Origin of the sequence: Dokdonella sp. (assembly GCF_044227025.1) — a bacterium.
In the GTDB taxonomy this organism is placed as follows: domain Bacteria; phylum Pseudomonadota; class Gammaproteobacteria; order Xanthomonadales; family Rhodanobacteraceae; genus Dokdonella_A.
The window spans coordinates 1-17,765 of record NZ_JBGAFX010000004.1; the positions used below are offsets into that span (position 1 = coordinate 1).

General features: G+C 63.1%; 18 protein-coding genes, 1 tRNA gene and 1 other annotated feature. Of the genes, 11 read left to right on the forward strand and 8 right to left on the reverse strand.

The window, feature by feature from the left end:
- The 5 genes from gmtX to ACILRJ_RS10385 all read left to right on the forward strand — a co-directional run.
- Positions 1 to 723 (forward strand): gamma-mobile-trio protein GmtX (gene gmtX / locus ACILRJ_RS10365; RefSeq protein WP_395683099.1); only part of this gene is annotated, 723 nt, incomplete at its 5' end.
- 126 nt (positions 724 to 849) lie between these two features.
- Complete coding sequence (locus ACILRJ_RS10370) at positions 850 to 2,589, forward strand: hypothetical protein (RefSeq protein ID WP_395683101.1); 1,740 nt, start codon at positions 850 to 852, stop codon at positions 2,587 to 2,589.
- Positions 2,590 to 3,292: 703 nt separating this feature from the next.
- Positions 3,293 to 4,237, forward strand: a complete 945-nt coding sequence (locus ACILRJ_RS10375) for a DUF2971 domain-containing protein (RefSeq protein ID WP_395683103.1) — start codon at positions 3,293 to 3,295, stop codon at positions 4,235 to 4,237.
- Between the two features lie 72 nt (positions 4,238 to 4,309).
- The gene (locus tag ACILRJ_RS10380) at positions 4,310 to 5,173 is read left to right on the forward strand and encodes a hypothetical protein (protein WP_395683105.1); all 864 of its coding nucleotides are present in this window, start codon (positions 4,310 to 4,312) and stop codon (positions 5,171 to 5,173) included.
- Between the two features lie 19 nt (positions 5,174 to 5,192).
- Positions 5,193 to 5,426 carry a hypothetical protein gene (locus tag ACILRJ_RS10385; RefSeq protein WP_395683107.1) on the forward strand — a complete coding sequence of 78 codons (234 nt, stop codon included), beginning with the start codon at positions 5,193 to 5,195 and terminating at the stop codon, positions 5,424 to 5,426.
- Positions 5,427 to 5,484: 58 nt separating this feature from the next.
- Here the strand turns inward: ACILRJ_RS10385 and ACILRJ_RS10390 are convergent, their stop codons facing one another.
- Together ACILRJ_RS10390 and ACILRJ_RS10395 are read right to left on the reverse strand one after the other, a co-directional pair.
- The gene (locus ACILRJ_RS10390) at positions 5,485 to 6,777 is read right to left on the reverse strand and encodes a Spo0J and IME4 domain-containing protein (RefSeq protein ID WP_395683109.1); all 1,293 of its coding nucleotides are present in this window, start codon (positions 6,775 to 6,777) and stop codon (positions 5,485 to 5,487) included.
- 111 nt (positions 6,778 to 6,888) lie between these two features.
- Positions 6,889 to 8,102 (reverse strand): IS3 family transposase gene (locus ACILRJ_RS10395; protein ID WP_395681472.1). Its coding sequence is split into 2 segments (ribosomal slippage): positions 6,889 to 7,817 and positions 7,817 to 8,102, totalling 1,215 coding nucleotides; the frame shifts between segments, so codons are not numbered across the junction.
- Positions 7,708 to 7,824: a sequence feature (AL1L pseudoknot), on the reverse strand. (Overlaps the previous gene by 117 nt.)
- A 109-nt stretch (positions 8,103 to 8,211) precedes the next feature.
- Between ACILRJ_RS10395 and ACILRJ_RS10400 the strand changes: the two genes are divergently transcribed.
- Positions 8,212 to 8,970, forward strand: a complete 759-nt coding sequence (locus ACILRJ_RS10400; RefSeq protein WP_395683111.1) for a hypothetical protein — start codon at positions 8,212 to 8,214, stop codon at positions 8,968 to 8,970.
- On the forward strand, positions 8,967 to 10,388 hold the full coding sequence (locus ACILRJ_RS10405) for a hypothetical protein (RefSeq protein ID WP_395683113.1): 1,422 nt from the start codon (positions 8,967 to 8,969) through the stop codon (positions 10,386 to 10,388). Before ACILRJ_RS10400 ends, ACILRJ_RS10405 begins: the two co-directional genes overlap by 4 nt.
- A gap of 65 nt (positions 10,389 to 10,453) precedes the next feature.
- Here the strand turns inward: ACILRJ_RS10405 and ACILRJ_RS10410 are convergent, their stop codons facing one another.
- Both ACILRJ_RS10410 and ACILRJ_RS10415 read right to left on the reverse strand, forming a co-directional pair.
- Entirely contained in the window at positions 10,454 to 11,083 is a 630-nt protein-coding gene (locus ACILRJ_RS10410) for a helix-turn-helix transcriptional regulator (protein WP_395683115.1), read from the reverse strand.
- A gap of 112 nt (positions 11,084 to 11,195) precedes the next feature.
- Positions 11,196 to 11,271, reverse strand: a tRNA-Phe gene (locus ACILRJ_RS10415).
- A gap of 210 nt (positions 11,272 to 11,481) precedes the next feature.
- Between ACILRJ_RS10415 and ACILRJ_RS10420 the strand changes: the two genes are divergently transcribed.
- Positions 11,482 to 13,227: a hypothetical protein gene (locus ACILRJ_RS10420; RefSeq protein WP_395683117.1), complete on the forward strand. Its 1,746-nt coding sequence runs from the start codon at positions 11,482 to 11,484 to the stop codon at positions 13,225 to 13,227.
- A 51-nt stretch (positions 13,228 to 13,278) separates the two neighbouring features.
- Here ACILRJ_RS10420 and ACILRJ_RS10425 read toward each other — a convergent pair whose 3' ends face one another.
- The 4 genes from ACILRJ_RS10425 to ACILRJ_RS10440 all read right to left on the reverse strand — a co-directional run bounded on the left by ACILRJ_RS10425 (position 13,279) and on the right by ACILRJ_RS10440 (position 15,645).
- Positions 13,279 to 13,455 (reverse strand): hypothetical protein, encoded by a 177-nt coding sequence (locus ACILRJ_RS10425; RefSeq protein ID WP_395683119.1) that lies wholly within the window; start codon positions 13,453 to 13,455, stop codon positions 13,279 to 13,281.
- A gap of 266 nt (positions 13,456 to 13,721) precedes the next feature.
- Positions 13,722 to 14,399, reverse strand: a complete 678-nt coding sequence (locus ACILRJ_RS10430) for a YceH family protein (RefSeq protein WP_395683121.1) — start codon at positions 14,397 to 14,399, stop codon at positions 13,722 to 13,724.
- 77 nt (positions 14,400 to 14,476) lie between these two features.
- Entirely contained in the window at positions 14,477 to 14,689 is a 213-nt protein-coding gene (locus ACILRJ_RS10435) for a hypothetical protein (RefSeq protein WP_395683123.1), read from the reverse strand.
- 134 nt (positions 14,690 to 14,823) lie between these two features.
- Positions 14,824 to 15,645 (reverse strand): hypothetical protein, encoded by an 822-nt coding sequence (locus ACILRJ_RS10440; RefSeq protein WP_395683124.1) that lies wholly within the window; start codon positions 15,643 to 15,645, stop codon positions 14,824 to 14,826.
- A 368-nt stretch (positions 15,646 to 16,013) separates the two neighbouring features.
- On the opposite strand from ACILRJ_RS10440, the gene ACILRJ_RS10445 reads away from it, so the two are divergent.
- From ACILRJ_RS10445 to ACILRJ_RS10455, 3 genes are all read left to right on the forward strand, one after another.
- A complete protein-coding gene (locus tag ACILRJ_RS10445) occupies positions 16,014 to 16,394 on the forward strand; it encodes a helix-turn-helix domain-containing protein (protein ID WP_395683125.1) in 381 nt (126 codons plus the stop codon).
- 91 nt (positions 16,395 to 16,485) lie between these two features.
- Complete coding sequence (locus ACILRJ_RS10450; protein ID WP_395683126.1) at positions 16,486 to 17,142, forward strand: hypothetical protein; 657 nt, start codon at positions 16,486 to 16,488, stop codon at positions 17,140 to 17,142.
- Between the two features lie 36 nt (positions 17,143 to 17,178).
- The gene (locus ACILRJ_RS10455; RefSeq protein WP_395683127.1) at positions 17,179 to 17,736 is read left to right on the forward strand and encodes a cob(I)yrinic acid a,c-diamide adenosyltransferase; all 558 of its coding nucleotides are present in this window, start codon (positions 17,179 to 17,181) and stop codon (positions 17,734 to 17,736) included.
- The last annotated feature ends 29 nt before the right edge of the window (positions 17,737 to 17,765 follow it).

The window sequence follows — 17,765 nt, forward strand, 5'->3', positions numbered from 1 at the left end:
ACGCCCGACGGGGTGCTGGCGCGCTTGCGGGCGCTTCATGCAGATCCGCGTCGGCAGCGATCCCTATTGGTCGTCGACGAGGTATGCCGTTTGCAGCGCGAACATGGAAGCCACGACTTCAGCGTGAAGACGATCGGCCGACTGTCCGCCAATCGTAAAGGCCCGGGACGCGCGGCCATCGCGAATCCCAACGGGGCACCCTACCGGGAACTCATCGGAGCGCACCAGCGAGCGACAGTTCCGATGCGTGCGGCGAGCACGGGTGCGCAGGACGACGAAGCCGCAATCTTGGCCGGAGTCAGTGGGCCGCTCCAACGGGCGCGCGTTCGCACGGCGCTGGCCGACGCTCGCCACTGGGCCGAGGAGGCGAAGCGGTGGCGCCGGAAAGCGAATGCGCTGCAGGCGATTGCCAATGCGTCCGCCACTCTCACGCTGGAACCCGGAGAAGGGGCCGGGGACCTGCCTAACGCTCGATTGGGTCGCGCGGCGCGCATCGAGTTGCTGGCCACCGAGAAGGCCGCGCTAGCGGCGGCGCTCGATGGACGGCGCCTCGGAACCATTGGCCTTCGCACCGACGCACGCGGGCGCGTCCTGGATGCGGAAGGCAGGGTTGTTTTTCCTATTGGATTTGCCACGATGCTTGCGAAGGTGGCGGTTGCGGTGGGCGTTGAGTTCGGTGACCGGACTTCGGTGACGTCACCGACGCAACGTAGTGATTCCTAGGGATAAGTGGATCGGTTACTAGGGAATCCTTGAATTTTCCCTAGTAACTTCATGTCACCGAAATCACTCAGCAGCGACGAAACGATGTCTTAATGCGCGGCACTAAGGCAAGCACAGGCGGGCTGTATGAGCGAGAACGCGGACAGTTCCAAGTTGCTGAGCATCCCGAGCAATGCGGGAAGGGCGATCGTGGGCTCGGCAGCTGTGCTCGCGCGCCCATTGCTGAAAACGGCCGATTTCGCGAAGTTTAGCCAAGCGCGCTCCTTGGATGTGGATCCCGCGCGGTTGTTGCGTTTGGAGCGGCTCGGGCTGTTCGCACCCGTGTTCCGCGTCAAAACGCCGGAGGAAGACGTTCCTCCCATGCGCATCCCGCATGGTGACGGGGACGATTGGTTCGAGCGCGGATGGGCGTGGGACACGACCTTCGTTCCAATCCGCCACGAGATTCCCCGAGACGAAGATCGCTCGCAGGAGGGCTACTACTCGGTTTTCCAACTGGACTACCTGCGGATCGTACTTTCTGAACTCACACTTCCCGTTCAATTGGACCAACTGCTCACAAAAGGGCCGCAGCTGCCGGCCAACTGGGAGCGCTCCGTCGCCGACGTCGTAGAATGGACGCGATCCTCACTCACGAGCGCGCGCGAGCATGCCTTCCGTCCTGCGGTCGCGTTGCTCTGCCAGTACATCTCGAACCGGTACTACCCGGCCGCGATGAGCGATATGCGGTCGACGCGCATGCGGAGCACCACGTCTTGGGATAGCTGGATTGAGGTCGGCGATCCGCGCAAGAGTGCAGAGGATCATGCGGCGCGCGTTGACCCCGCTGACGTCGCGTCGCGCTTCAACCTCACTCCCGCGCGCCTCCGTCATGCATACGAGACGCTCGCTCATTCCCAGGAAACCGTGGACCCATTGGCGCGGTGGTACCCGCTGGTGCAGTTCGTCGCCGTCGACGAGCGCGAACGGTTGAAGGGTAAAGCCCTGCTCGCCGAGACGCTGCGACGTGGCTCCCTGATGCTGCGAGCGCTTCATCGGGACTTGTACAACGAGGAACTGCCGCCGCCGAATGAAGTGGCCGGGACGGTGATCAACTACATCCCGGAGCTGGCTGTCCGCAGCAATCAACGACGGTACCTGGAGTTCGTCGTCAACGACTACGGGCTAAACCCTCAACCCAAGCTCGTGCTCTTCGTCGAGGGTCAAAGCGACGAGCGCGCTGTGCATCTGCTCTTCGAGCGGTTGTTCGGCTACACGACCTACAAGGCATGGATCGAGGTGGTCGCCGTACGCGGCGTGGACAACGCGACGGGCACGAGGGAAGACGGGTACAGGGCCATCATGCGGCTCATCGACTATCTGCACCACCACCAGACGCTCGGCATCGTTGTGCTCGACAACGAGAACAACGCGGTCAAACTTAAGCGAGAAGGTGGCAAGATGCGGTCCTTCTTCGGTCATCGAAACCGGGTGACACGACCCGAGTACATCCACGTCTGGAAGACGTCGTTCGAGTTCGACAACTTCTCGGACACGGAACTCGCCCTCTGCCTAACGCGGGCGTGCGGGGGAACGTTCGTATTTCGGCGCGCTGAGATCACCCTGTGCCGAAAGAGTCCGCAACCGGGCTCTGCACTCACCCGACTCTATCGACAGCGCACATCCGCGGACCTCAACAAGATGAGGCTGAGTGACGAACTGGTCGATCAGATCTTCGCCGCCGACGCTCGGCGCAAAGTCGAAAACCGACCGATCGTCAAACTGCTGCAGCGGATTGCGAGGTTGGCGCTGCGAAACCCACCTCCGGTGACGCAGGAAATCTACGATGCAAACCAGCAATCCCGTTTCTTGGCCAAGAAGTCGTAGACCTGATTTGCAACAAGGGTTTGCCCTGCCTTACGAGCCCACGTTATTTCACGAGGCGGTCCCAACTGTCGTCTTCGAAAGATGCGGGCGATTCGACGATCACCGCTCTTATGGCGAGTCGACGTGGAATGAGCGCCCTGGTGCGTGCCTTCGTCGCCGAATCAAGCGTGTGCTGACGTCGCCTACATGGTCTGAAACGCCTTGGGCTCATCGGAGCCAGCTAGTCACTGCGTCGCCGCCCTCTTCAATTCAGATTGGCGTCTGAGCAAGCTTCCTACCATCGACTTTTAGATTTCCGCCCCAGATGGTGAAGCAGCTTTCACTGACGCGCCGTAGCGCCATTGTGACGGAGGCTGGCGGCGAGGATGTCAAGCAGCGCAAGAAGCGCATATCACACCGGATTGAAGAAGCGAACTCATAATATGCTTTCATGGGCGAGGCATATCCCTGATGCACCGCCTCGACGTCGACAGACCGTATTGGCATTCGGCAAGTTGACGAGCACCAAACGACGGAGAGAGACTAAGCGTATCAGCCTGATGCGAACCAGGCGGTGGCGGTTGATCGGAACGCCATCCCGCACGCTTGCTTTTGTTCTCGGGGGATCCAAAGGCGCAGCGCACAAGTAACAGGCAATAGGCCGCTCGCTCGGAGAGAAGAGCCGTCGTTTCGCTCGCGTGAAATTCGCATCAGGGGACTCAATATGCCTCCCGTCACGCTGTTTAAGTACAGAGAGTTGAGCGAGCGAACGCTGGACATCCTAAGAACGTCGACAATGTGGTTTGCGACGCCCGCGTCCCTGAACGACACCTTCGAGTTCAATGTTCCCTACTACATTCCGCTTTCAGCGCACGAAGTCGTCAAGGCCTATGAGGCGCGGTTCGATATCACGCGCGTCGCTCAACGATTGCTGGACGCGATGATGCGACACGCAGGAGGGACGCCCTTCGAACCGACGCCCCGGTTTGTTAAGAATTTTCTGACTCAGGCGACGCCGGAAGATCGAAGGTTGTACGCCATCGGATTCATACACTTCTACAGGCAACAGGGACTGACGACGGAGCAGATTGTCCAGCATATCCCCCACGTCGACGGCATGGCGCTTACGGACTATCTGGAGAAGGAACTGCGCGAAGCAGCTCGACGGAATCACGCTATCGGCGAGGCGTGCGGTGTCTGCTCGTTGGCCGGAACCCCCGACAACCGCCTGATGTGGGCGCACTATGCACGATCGAATAGTGGAATATGCATCGGCATCACGTTCGACGAGCAAGATTTGAGTAGCACCGGTTTGATACCGCTCCCCGTCGCCTATGAAACCGAACTGCCCAAGGTCGATCCCATGCAGTTCTTTGATCGGTCGTCGGACAACGTCGTGGAGATGTTGACGTTGTTGTACGGGACGAAGCATGTCGACTGGGCCTACGAGCGCGAATTTCGGTTGATCGCACCCGGTGGCGGAAATGCCACCCATCGCATTCCGGGGCGGATCACGCATGTCTTCTTTGGTGAAAAGCTCGACCCGCATAAATTCCCTGATATACGCAATGCGGTCCACCAGGACACCATGCCGGACTTTTTCGTGATGATGCGGGAGCCAGGCACATGGAACTACGTTCCACGTGCGGTCGACCTCCGGGATGCGTGACCGCGCGGCGGCCGATTGGATGCCGGAAAAGCTTGTGCGAGTTCCACGTTTTTGGAAAGGACGGACTAGCGTATGAAGAGCACCTTTGTCATATGCATGGCTTTAGGAGCGGCGGTTGCGTTGAGCGGATGCGGCCTCAGGGTGCCGGAGTTGCGTCCACTGGCGCGGGATCGCGACGCGGAGAAAATCGACGAGAACATGATCGTCAACCAAGTCAAATGCGAGCTGACGAAAGGCGTGCAGTACGTAGTCAGCCACCCGCCGACGCTGGGGCAGCCGATCGACTGGATCAAGGACTGGGGGGCGACCGTGAGCCTCTCGATCACCGTCGATGAAAAGGGCGGGATTGCGCCCGGAATCACCTTCAACGATGTTCGCCCCAACGCGATCACCGCGTTTGCGAACGGGAACGTCACCACTTCTCAGAATTATTCGACGTCGCTCGGCTTTTCCGGGTCCGCCGGAGCAACCCGGAAGGAAACCATTCAGTTCACGTACGCGTTTGCGGATCTTCTGCAGAATCACGAGCTTCCTATGGATAGACCGTGTGACAACGAAGACGGCGTTCGTCTGCATAGCGATTTGAAGATCGCGGAGTTCATCGAAAACAAGATGTTCGTGGCGTCCGTTCCTGGAAGTACCGGATACCCGCCGACCGGCTCTCCATTCACGGTGTTCAGCGACGAAATAACGTTTGTCGTGGCTTATGCAGCCAACCTGACGCCCTCGTGGAAGTTGCTTCGCTTCTCTGCGGGCGCGCAGGGAGGCGCATCGTTTCTGAGCGGCAGCCGGACGAAGACCCAGTCCCTCGTGATCACGTTGGGATTGGCCAAGAAGACGGACGGCAAGAAGCCTCAACTGGACGCCGAAGCCCAGGCCGTGCATCAAGCCGCGCTCATCGGACACGCAATCAGTTCCTCCCTTCAAGGCCAGTGATTGAATAGGAGAAAATCAAATGGCGATTCCGCACACTCTCAAGCAGGCTCTCGACCTCGGCCACAAGGAACTGAGCGCAGACGAGTTGGAGCGATTCAAGGCGATCTTCGGTGAGGCGCGAAAGGTCGCCGACTGCGGCACGCTCAATCCCGGCGAGAAGTGCGCGGAAACCGCATGCAGGGACGGCTACAAGATCGTGATGTATTGCGATGGCACGAACGGATGTACGCGCGCGGTGAAGGTCGCGTGCTAGTTAGACAACGATAGCTTGGGGCGGCTGCCTGTACTTTCCAGTGGGAATGGAGGGCGTCTCACCCATGTTTGCTCGCTGCGTTCTTCCCGGATTTCGACCGGTTCGTTTTCTGGTTGCTGACCTTCGTGACCGACTCCGCTTCACGTTTGGCCGGATTCTTTGCGCGCCGATCATCATCGTTCGCCGCGCCGTCGGTCCGCGGCACGCGCTCGATCTGGTTCCCCAGTGCCACCCATCCAGGCCTCGCATGCCGACTGAACAGCTCCAGCTTGCCCGCATCCGGGTACAGGCGCTCCAGCTCCTGCGCGAAGTGCACCGGCTTGCGCGAGTGCATCGTGACGACGTCGGCGTCGATGTAGGCACTCTTCATTGCGGCCTGGCCTTTCGTCACCAAGCCCTGGCCGCGGCGCGCCATCAACAGCGTCTCGTGCATCGGCCGGACCGCACCCCACGTCGGCGAGCCCTTGCGCTTGACCCACACGGCGGACGTGACGTACTCGAACCCCCACGCCTCGATGACGTCCATCGCGCGCTGCAGGTAGCTGTTCGGGGCCCAGAGCCAAAGCACTGCGTTCTTCGCCGCGATTCGTGCGACTGGCAGGGCCTTGATGGCCGCCAGCGGCATCGTGGGGTAGTGTCGGGACGGGGCGGCAGGGTATGTCGAAGGGCCTCCTTTGACTTCGTAGTCCCACGGTGGGTCGGCATAGAGCAAGTTGAAGACCACGTTCCGAACCGAGAGCTGGTCCAAGTGCTGTTGAGCATCGCCCGAGGCCGCGATGGTCTTCTTGACCTCGGCTGCAATCGCCCGACTCTCCACAGTGCGCACCGCTTGGGGCAAGGACATCTGGCCCGATAGCACTTTCTCGTGAACGTCCTTGATGGCCTTGATCTTGCGGTAGCGGTCGAGCGTGTCCGCGCTGACGCCGACGGCGCGTGCTGCATCCTCGCGGCTCATGCCCGTGATCGCGCCGTGCTGGTTTGCTCCCTTTTTCAATGTTGCCAGTGCGTCGGCAATCGCGGCTCGAACGCCCAACGAGAACTCGCGCCGGCAGGCATTGAGCTCGAAGAAGGAGCGCCCGAGGAGCGCCTGCCCTGACGTTGCCGCATCGACGGGCAGGTCGATGATCCACGGCGTGGCTCCCGCATGGGTAAGCGCCGCCATGCGGCGGCGTCCGTCCACAATCTGGCCGCCACGGCGAAGAATGGGCGCAAGCTGACCGTGGAGCCGCAGGCTCGTGGCCAAGCTCTGGTCGGCTTCTTTGTCGGCGGTCGGGACGCGGGCGAGGACAGCATTCAAGGCCGCGACCTGGGCGGCTGTGGCCAAGACTCGCTTGGCCGGCAAAGCGTTCATAGGTTTCTCCCGGTATCCTGCATCAATGCAGGACGCGCTTTTTCCACCATAAGCAGGGTTCAAAACTGCAACTGAATCGCCCCGGAAATCCCGGAGGCTGTTTGGTTTGAGTCACACCTCGATGGCGGACTCGTGCTGACGATAATAGTTTTCTTCGGCTTCTGCTGGAGGAATGTATCCGATGGAGCCGAGCAGGCGGCGATGGTTGTACCAGTCGACCCACTGTAAGGTCGCCAGTTCGATCTGCTCGCGGCTGCGCCACGACTGACGGTGCACCACTTCGGCCTTGTACAGGCCATTGATTGTTTCGGCGAGTGCATTGTCGTAGCTGTCGCCCACGCTGCCGACCGATGGTTCGATGCCTGCCTCGGCCAGTCGTTCGGTGTAGCGGATCGATACATATTGCGAACCGCGATCGCTGTGATGAACCAGTCGGTTCGCCGGACTTCGCGCATGCAGCGCCTGTTCCAGTGCGTCCAGCACGAACTGCGTTTGCTGGCCAGCGGACACCTTCCAGCCCACGATGCGCCGTGCATAGACGTCGATCACGAAGGCCACGTAGGCGAACCCTTGCCACGTCGAGACGAAGGTGTAGTCGCTCACCCATAGCTGATCGGGCCGCTCGGCCTTGAACTGCCGATTCACGCGATCCAGCGGGCACGGGCGCCCGGGATCGGGCTTGGTCGTACGAACGGCCTTTCCACGGACCACGCCGACGATGCCCAGCTCTCGCATGAGCCGCTCAACCGTACAACGGGCCACGACCCAGCGCTCACGTTGCAACTGCTTCCAGACCTTCCTCGCCCCGTACACCTGCTGGTTCTCTTCCCACGCGCGCCTGACCTGCGGCAGCAACGCGGCGTCGCGTTGTAGACGCGCCGGTCGCTTCGTCGGATTGGCGCGGCGCCCCGCGTGCAGGTAATACGTCGACGGGGCGATCGGCAATACCCTGCAGATCGGCTCGACCCCGTACATCGACCGGTGTTCATCGATGAAACGCGTCATCACTTGGATCGGCGGTCGAGCTCCGCCTGCGCAAAATACGCACTGGCCTTGCGCAGGATCTCGTTGGCCTGGCGTAGCTCCTTCACCTCGCGTTCCAGCGTCTTCACGCGCTCTCGCTCCGCCGTCGTCAGACCGGCACGCGACCCTTGGTCGCGCTCGGCCTGCCGAACCCAGTTGCACAGCGTCTGCGCCGTGCAGCCGATCTTGGCAGCAATCGATTCGATCGCCGCCCACTGCGAGGTGTGCTCAGCCTGGTGCTCGCGCACCATCCGAACTGCTCGCTCTCGTACTTCCGGGGCATACTTGTTGGGCTTCTTCATGACTCCATCCTCTCAAAGGTTGGAGCCTCCGGGAAAGCCGGGGCGATTCAATACCACGCAGTTGGACGGATTTCAGGGCGAAAGAAAACGCTGGACACCCCCGCCGAGCTTGCAAGGTAAGAAGCATTTTCCGGTGCTTCGATTCAATGCTCTGCAGGTTACCGAGAAGGCCACCGTTTGTAGAAAGGTGGTGTGCGACATCGAAGGCTACGCCGCCGTTCGGGATGCAGTGCAGCGAGCGGGAGTGGACCTTCTCGTCGCCAGAACGAGAGTAGGGGTGCTTGCTTTCGGAAGGGATGCCGCGGTTCGCGAGGCCTTCGAGCCTCATGGAATTCAGGAGTTCGACCTCCATACCATCGCGTCGGACCGACTATATCGAGAAACGGGTGAGCGCGGCCTCCTGCGCGACGCTTTGGTGAGAGCGCTGGCCCGCGAAAGGGCACTCAGCGTGCAGCGCAAAGGTCGAGCCGACTTGATGGCGCCGGCCAACGATCAAGACGCGGTTTGGAAGCCCTTGCAGCAGATCGTAGGCAGACTGTCCGGAGTGGTCCCCGGGGATCCAACGTTGGCGTGGAAGGAGGCCGTCGCGGTGCGCCTCGACTGGGCCGCCGATAGTCTTTGGTTGTTGATGGAGCCACGAACGATGTTCGACGGTTTGACGGACGAGAACCGCGCCCTGGCCACTGACTTTGCTCGTGAGCGGTCCGTCAAGCGATACAACCGCGAGCTGAACAACCTGATTGCCTTCTGGGCGGACCAGCTTTCCGGCGCGGGCGGTGTTCTTCGTGCGCTTGGTATCGGAGACGGCGTGGACGCGGTTTTTCGCCTCGGAACCACAACTGCGTTTTCAAAAAGAGTGAGTGCATGAGCAGTGAGATCGCCCCGCACGTATGGCTGCCTGAGCCAGAGCTGTTGTTTCATCCGGATCGCCCCAAGGATCGTCACGCTCACCCCCTCGTGGGCTTGATGACATTCGGCCCCTATTCAAAGCAACTGCTCCCCGATCCCATCCGCGTCGCCACCGTTGTTCCCGCTGCTGATGGGCAAGTGCTGTTCTCGTTCATGAAAGAACTGCGTGCTCCTGCAAAGGCCAGCGAGCGCGTCGACTACCTGCCGGACTACCCTGGGTTTGAGCAGGTGTTTCGCCTGCGCATGGAAGGGGCGCCAACGCATTGCCACGTGAAGCTGGATCCCGGGTTGGAGCACGACTTCCAGAGTTCAGCAAGACCTCACATCACTCTGGCGGAGCATCTGGTCCGTGCCATCCAGCGTGTGGAAGTCCACCGGCATGACTTCGATGTCTTGTTCGTCTACATCCCTCAACGGTGGGCCGCAGGTTACGTCGGGGCCGCCGATGAGGATTTCGATCTGCACGATCACTTGAAGGCCATGACGGCGCGCCGAGGCATCCCGCTCCAGATCGTGCGCGAGGACAAGGCCATCGCCTACCCGCACCGGGCCAGCGTTATGTGGCGCATCAGCCTTGCGCTCTACGCAAAGGCCGGTGGCGTCCCGTGGAAGCTCGCTGAAACCGATCCCGAGGCTGCCTACATAGGCATCTCTTACGCGTTGCGGCCGGGGTCAACGGACGGTCCACATTTCGTCACATGCTGCAGCCAAGTGTTCGATGCGGAAGGGGCCGGGCTTGAGTTCGTGGCTTACGATACGCGTGAAGCCACGGTCCAGCGTGACAACCCTTACTTGAGCCGCAACGAAATGTTTCGGGTCATGACTCGATCGATGGACCTTTATCGACGTCAGCATGCGGGGCGCTCGCCGCGCCGGGTTTTCGTCCACAAGACCACTGAGTTCAAGCGTGACGAAGTGGACGGTGCAATGGAGGCCTTCCATCTCTGCGAAGCCGTCGATTTGGTGCAGGTCGTCGAAGACGTCGGCTGGCGCGCTGCTCGAATCGACCATGAGTTTGGGTCGAAGAAAGGCAGGCCGGCGGGATTCCCAGTGGCCCGCGGAAGCCTAGTCGGTTTAGGACCACGGGATGCGCTGCTTTGGGTTCATGGCGACGTGCCCAACGTTGGCAAGCGGCGCTCGTATTTCCAAGGCTCTCGCAGCACCCCGCAGCCGTTGCGCTTGGTGCGCCATGCGGGACACGGCACGTGGGATGAGTCGGCTCGGTCTATGCTGGCCTTGTCGAAAATGGACTGGAACAACGACGCGCTCTACGATCACCTTCCGGTAACCTTGGGATACGCGAAGGTCTTGGCTCGCGTTGTGAAGCGGATGCCCTTGCTCGGCACAATGCCATATCAGTTCCGATTCTTCATGTAACACGATGATGATTTTCCTGCAGCTAACCGACAAGTTTATTGGCTCAGGCCCATTGATGCCGTAGCTCAACTGCCGGGGCTGAGCCGGCGGAGCCGGCCTTGCGCCGTCGCTGATCCCAAGTCCATTTCGAGGCTGTCGTGGTGGTTCCTGGCGGCATCGGTCTCGGCGCACCGCCGCACCGAATCCAGGAACGCGTCCAGGCGCAACCACTGCACGTCGTCAGCGTCGGAACGTTCTTCATCGAGTGACGCGAGGAAATCCTGAGGCCGCTTCCCCTCGCATCGTCGGAACAGCCATTCATCCCGTGGTAGTCCGGTCATCAGGAACGAGTCGAACGACGCGTGCTTCGAGCGCCGACGGCCTCCACGGAAAAGAGGTTCGTCCAGTCCGCTGACTTCCCCAGCAGTAAGGACGGGTGTCGGAGGTGCGGTGGTGGGAAGAGCCGCAGCACGCGATGGCTGCTGGCCGCCGGCGAGGGTTGAGGCCCACTCCACTAGAGCTTGAGCCGGATAGCGGACGAGCTTCGAGCCCAAGGTGATCCACAGCGGCGGTTGGACCCCTTCGGCTCGCCACTGTTGAAGCAGACGCACCGAGCATTGAAGCAACGCTGCCACGTCCTTTTCAGTGAGCAGCAAGGGGCGAGGAGCGGCCGCTAAGGCTTCGAAAAACGGATCCGTCGTGGGCTGTTCGGTCATGACCGAAGCCTACCCGACCACGGAGCCGCCGCGACGTTGGAAATGCGGGAGCCACAAGGGAGCCACAAGCGCAGACGGTTGCGGCGCTCGCCACTTAAGTCATTGAAATGAATGGTGGCCGGGGACGGAATCGAACCGCCGACACGGGGATTTTCAATCCCCTGCTCTACCAACTGAGCTACCCGGCCAGGATGTCTTGCTGCGTGCAGTCGCGGACGCGACCGCAGCGGGGCCGCGTATTAGAGCCGCGCGGGCGCGCCGCGTCAAGCACGCGGTGCTTCGGCGCCGTCTGGTGGTGCCTTCACCGCCGATGCGCTCGCGGATTTGCGCGCGAGGTCGCGGACATGCCGACCGTTCGGCGACTAGGCTGCCGTTCCGCGACTAGGGAGGGGGGCGTCATGCGTCGGTTCGTGCTTGGGTTGTCGATGCTGTTTCCGGCGGCCGCCATGCCGGCGGCTGCGCCATTCATCGCGGCGCCCGTGCCGGCGGGCTCGATCCCGGTGCAGTTGTGTCCGACCGAAGCGGTCGCGAGCGGTTCGCCGCATCTCGTCACGTTCGGTCTGCCGTTGCCGCGCGGGTCGCTGACGAGTGCCCAACTGGCGAGCGTGCGTGTCCTCAAGGGCGCGAACGAGATCGCGGCATTCGTCGAACAGATGACGCCGTGGCGCCATCGCAGCAACGCGGCGATCGACGGCGCTTCGGTGCGCGTCGCGCGCATCCAGATCGAATACGCATTCGCCGGCAGCGCCTGCGAGTCGGTGAGCGTGAGCTGGGGCGGAGCCGCGCGCACCCAGAACCGACCGAGCCTGCTGCCGCCGCGCACTGCCTGGCACGTCGTCGGCAGCGGTACGTTCGTCGCCGCCGACGCGGTGCGCGAACCGGACGTGTATGCCGTGCTGCCGAAGGAATGGCTCGCCAAGGGCGTGCTGAAGGGCGTGCAGGATCTGCCATTCGACGCCAGCATCACGTCGACGCGCGACGATCCGGCGACGATGGACGCGACCGAGCACTGGCCCGGCTGGAGTGAAGCCGATCATGCCCTGAAGAACAATTTCTTTTCCGGGATCAACGAGGATCCCGGCGTGCAGGCGGCGAACCAGTGCCCGTACAAGACCGACTACGAGCCGTGGCTGTACGACCGCAGCGCAACGATGTATGCGCTGTATTTCCGCGGCGGCTCGCTCAAGGCACTGCGCGAAGCCGTCCGCGCCTCGGATTTCTACGCCGGCCACATCGACGCGAACGGCTGGTTCTCGCTCAAGGGCGAGGACACCAAGTACGTCTATCCGGAAAACCTCGCCTACACCGCCTGGCTGACCGGCGACGCGACGCAGTTGTCGCACCTGCCGGCGATGCTCGCCGCGCACGACACCTTCCCGGACGTGTGGGTGACCAACCCGGATCGATTCTGGACCGAGCGCCACGCCGCATTCAAGCTGCTCGCAAATTCGATCGCGTGGGAACTCGACGGTGGCATCGCCCGGCGCGACAAGGTGAATGCCGAGATCGCCGAACTCGTGCGCCACCAGGACGGCGCCAACGGACAGATCCCGCAGCCGGCCGGTTTCGTCGACGGTGGCCTGTACCATCTGGGCACGCAGCACGACTACGACTGGGACGAAACCTCGTACGGTGCATCGAGCTGGATGAGCGTGCTGCTGGTCGATGCGGCGTTGCGCGCCTACGCGACCGCCGAGGACCTGCCGACCGCGAACCTGGTCCGTCGCCTCGGCAATTTCCTGCGCGTGGCGACCGTCGACACGCTCGAGCACAGCTACGACACCTACGAGGACACGCTCGCCCTGCCGCGCTACGCCATGCTTATCGACGGCAGCGACGGGCAGCGCAACTATGAAGACATCGAGCACGCGCTCGATGTCGCCGCGGGTCTCGCCTGGGCCGGCTATTTCGCCGACCTCACCGGCCAGCCGGATGCGCGCCTGCGCCAGCGCGCGACCGATCTGTATTTCAGCTACGACATCGGCGTGAACTACTGGATCCGTCCGCTGGGCCCGCAGTCGGGCCTGACCGCATATCGCGTCGCGCCGTGGCGCAAGTGGGGCTGGGAGCAACGCGTCAGCGTCGGCTTCGGCTGGGCGATGGGCGCGGCCGGCGATTCGATCTTCGCGAACGGCTTCGACTGAGGAACTCCGAACAATTGTCGTCCTCCCCGCAAACGCGGGCATCCAGCGACTTCAGCCTTGAAAGCCGCAGGATGATCGGCCTGCGCGCGCCAGGACATCGACGCGGCCGGTCGCACCGCGTTCGGCGAGAATCTTTCCTCCACGCAGTGGCATGCGCGGTACGCACCCGGCGTTCGCTGCGACGATCGAGACGAAGCCGATGCAGACGATCGCGACGGCGGCGCGCACGTCAATATTCCTTCGCCGCGCGCCAGTGGTTGCGGTCTTCCTCGCGGCGCCTCAAGGGTGGCGGCTGTCTACGCGCAAACCGCCTTGCCGACGGATCATTGCATGGGGTGGACCGCAGGGATGCGCAGCACCGAACGGGAATTCCGCGCGGGAGCGGCGGAATCCGCGATGCTTTCGCGGGTTGGCGCAATGCTTTTCGCCGTCGGAACGAACTGCATCGCGACCTCAAGCGCTCCCACACGAGCATCAAGAGACCGGACAGGCGTTCAGCCGGAGCCGAGCGTGCGACGCAGCTCCTCGAGTTCCGCGCGCAGCGAGGCGACGTCGCCTTCCAGCGTCTCGACGCGGTCGGCAAGTTCGCTGCGTGACGAGGCGCGCGGTTCCGGCATGGCCGAGGCGGCGAAATGCGCTTCGTCGACCGGCCCGCACAGCAGATGCATGTAGCGGTCCTCGCGCTGGCCGTGCGCGCGCGCAATCCGCACCACCAGCGGCGGCTCGCGCTGCGCCAGTCGGTCGAGCGTATCGCGCACGTCGTCCAAGCCCGGAAAGTCGGCCAGGCGATCGCTGCGCGTGAGCAGTTCCACCAGCGTCTGCGGTCCGCGCAGCAACATCACGCACAGCACCGCGCGCTGACGCGCCGTAGTGCCGTAGATCGCGTCGAAGCGATGCTCGTAGCGCAGCGCACGCTGCGACGAGGGCGCGACCTTGACCATGTGCCGGCCTTCCAGCACGCGCAGGGCATGCGCGACCGCGCCGGTTTCCAGTTGCATGACCGGCTCGCGACTGGTCTTCTGGTTGCACGCGGCGACGACCGCGTTCTCGGTCAGCGGATACACATCCGGCGTGGTCGCCGCCTTTTCGATCAGGCAACCAAGGATGCGCGCCTCGATTGCGTCGAGAACCGGTGGCTGGTTCCGTTCATCCGACGCCTCTGGTTCCTGCATGGGTCGACCCGTCGGCTTGGCTGGCCGGCAAGTCTAGCGCGATTGCGCGACCGCGACAGGGACGCGGTCGGGTCCAATCAGGACAGGCTCGCGCGCCGGGCCGCGAACCGCTGCAGGGCGAGCTGCAGTTCCTCGACCTTGTGATTGAGCGCATTCAACTTGTTTCGCGTCTCGATCACCTTCGCGATGAGCTCGGCGCGAGCGTGCAGTTCTTCGTCGGTCATGGGTTCGCCGAGCGCGCGCATCTGGGCCGAACGGTCACATTCGCGCGCAAGCGTCTGGTAGCCCATGAGCGCATGGGCCGGAATGTGTTTGATGATCACCGGGGAACTCCCTTGGAGCGATTCGGATCCATCGACCGGACCCCGTCCTGGGATCCGGTCGGCCTTCGAGCAAGGTCAGCCGGGGTGTGGACCGACCGTGCTTACGGACACGCGAGCGACACCTCGCTGTGCGCGATGATCACGTCGGCAGTCACGAGTTGCGCAACGTTGAGCGTGAGATGGATTGCATTCGTGGCATTGGCGAGGGAATGCACACCGTCGCCGGTGGTGGTCTGCTCATTGAGGATCAGGGTGGCGCCGACGATGCCGAGTGCCGCGAGGTCGACGTTGGTATTGGGGGCTGGATTGAGCGGAAGGCCTGGCACCGGAATGCCGAGGATCGAGACGACGGGGTCGACGAGCGTGCCACCGCCCGGCGGCAGGCCGCCGAGGCCGCCACCGTCCCCGCCGCCGCCGCCGCCGGAGACGAGGTTGCCGGTATCGAAGTTCGAGAAGAACAGGAAGTCATTCAGGAGCGACGACGTGGCCCGTACCGGGTCCGGACAGATACCGGCAAGCGAACTCGTCGACGTCACGACGCCCGCATTGAGGGACAGCACGCTCGCGCCGGCTCCGAGGGCGAGGTCCTCGACGGAACTTCGCGCGGCGATGGCCGACATGTTGCCGCCGACGTATTCTGCATCGGACGCGAGTGTCCCCGTCGACAGGGTGATGAGGTTGAGCGGGCTGGAGAAAGCCGCCGACGGCAGCGTCTGCGAGTCGGATGCGCTGGCCAGTACGTTCGTGAGCGTGGCACTGGTCTGCGCCCCGACATCGAGCTGGGCCAGGCCGATCAGGTTGACGTGCACCGCCAGGTCCCATGCAGACGCGTTGCCGACCGGACTGGCCGCCATTGTCGCGTTCGCGGACAGGGTCGCTGCAAGCAGCACCACGAGTCGATTCTTGTTCAGATGCACGGTCATTTCATTTCTCCCTTGCTTGAGTACGAAATCCGGTTTGATGTCCTTACCGGGTCCGGTCAGGACCCGTTACCATTGAGTGGCCGCTTCCAATTGCCGGCAAGGGGACCGGCGGCGACTACGAGAACCCGGTTTGGGCGATTACGAGCTGTTTCCGCCAAACCCTTACGCTTTGTATACTCTTTGCTTGTGGTCGATTCTCCGCTTCGGCGCGGCGCCAACAAGTCGGAGATTCCCTCCAGGTCCAGCAGCTTTCCTGACGAGGTGGCTGCAGACGGTAAAAAACAGACGTGATGCATGCAGGCTGCGAGGACGCCTGAGGAAGTTCGCTCAATAGAGCTGAAGAAACAGCCGCACTAAAGGAATGCGCCATGGACGAACGGCAACCGCGAGCATTCACCGGCCCGAGGCCGAACCGCATACGCCATGCGCGAAGAATGGCGCGCCTCACCCAGGCCAAGCTGGCCGAATCGATCGGTGTCGGGGCCAGTGCGGTGGCCCAGTGGGAACTTCCCAGCGGAACCTCGCCGACGGTCGAGCACCTCGACCGCATCGCCTCGGTCTGCCGCGTATCGTTCGAATGGCTCGCCACGGGCCGCGGCAACGCAGTCGGCGGTGTCGAGGAGACCCTTGCGGTCGAGGCGAGCGAAATGGCCGCCGATGAATTCGAGGACCGCCTCCTCATCGCGTTCCGGCGCATCGCGCGCCGCAAGCGCGAGCCGTTCGTGCGCTGGATGGAGGAATTCTTCTGACGCGAGCGGCTTGTCCCAAGGAGGCCCCGTCCGTCGTTTCAAAGCGGGGCCGCGCCGGCTAAACTGCCGGCTTGCCCAACGGGACCCGTCAATGAGCCTGCCCCAGCCTTCCCTTTCGAATGATTTGCGCCTCGGTATCTTCCTGATCCTCGGCCTGCTCATGGCCGCCACGCGCAGCCATCATTTCGCCGTAGTACCGGACGCGTCGTGGGCGGTTTTCTTCGTCGCCGGCTTCTACTTTTCCGCCGCGGGTGCCGAAAAGACGGCCACCCCAGGCGGACTGTCCGGCCGCGCCGCCAGCCTGCTGGCGTTCGCACTCCTGATGGCGCTGGCGGTGCTGACCGATTTCTACGTGATCCGCAGCCAGGGCATCGATTTCTGGAGCCACTATTGCGTCTCGCCGGCCTACTGGTTCCTCGTGCCGAGCTACGCGGCGCTGTGGTTCGGTGGCGCCTGGCTGCGCGCCCACCGCCACGGGCTGCAGCTGCGGGACCTCGGCCTGCTGGTCGCCAGCGCCGTCGTCGCGGCGAGTGCGTGCTACCTGGTGTCCAACGGCAGTTTCTACTGGATCAGCGCGAGCGTGCCGGCGCGCAGCTTCGGCGGCTGGATCGAGAACCTCGGCGACTGGTACCTGCCGTTCGTGCAGACGACCTTGATGTACATCGGCATCGCGGCGGCATTGCATGTCGCGACCGTGGTCGCGGCGAAGGCGCTCGTCGGCGCCTCCGCGTCGCGCGCGGCCCGCTGACACCGGCCCTTTCCCGACGGGAGAGGGAGCAGAGACATGGGCAACCGACTCTCGAAAATCTACACGCGCACGGGCGACGACGGCACCACCGGCCTCGGCGATGGCACGCGCGTGGGCAAGGATTCGGCGCGCGTCACCGCCTATGGCACGGTCGATGAACTGAACAGTTCGATCGGCATCGTGCTCGCCTGCGACATCGACGCGCGCATGCGCGAGGTGCTGACCCAGGTGCAGCACGACCTGTTCGACCTCGGCGGCGAGCTGTGCATCCCCGGCATGGCCATGGTGCGCGGGGACGACATCGATCGCCTCGAACAGATCCTCGATTCGTTCAACGAGAACCTGCCGCCATTGAAGGACTTCATCCTGCCCGGCGGCGGCATGGCCGCGGCGCAATGCCACCTCGCGCGCACGATCTGCCGTCGTGCCGAACGCGAAGTCGTGACCCTCGCGCGCCACGATGCGGTGCGACCGGAAGCGGTGCGTTACCTGAACCGCCTCTCGGACCTGCTGTTCGTGCTCGCGCGCGTGCTTGCGCGCGCATCCGGCCACGGCGAGGTGCTGTGGCAGCACGAGCGGCGCAAGCGCGGGTAGGATCGAACGCGCGATGACGCCCTGGAGCC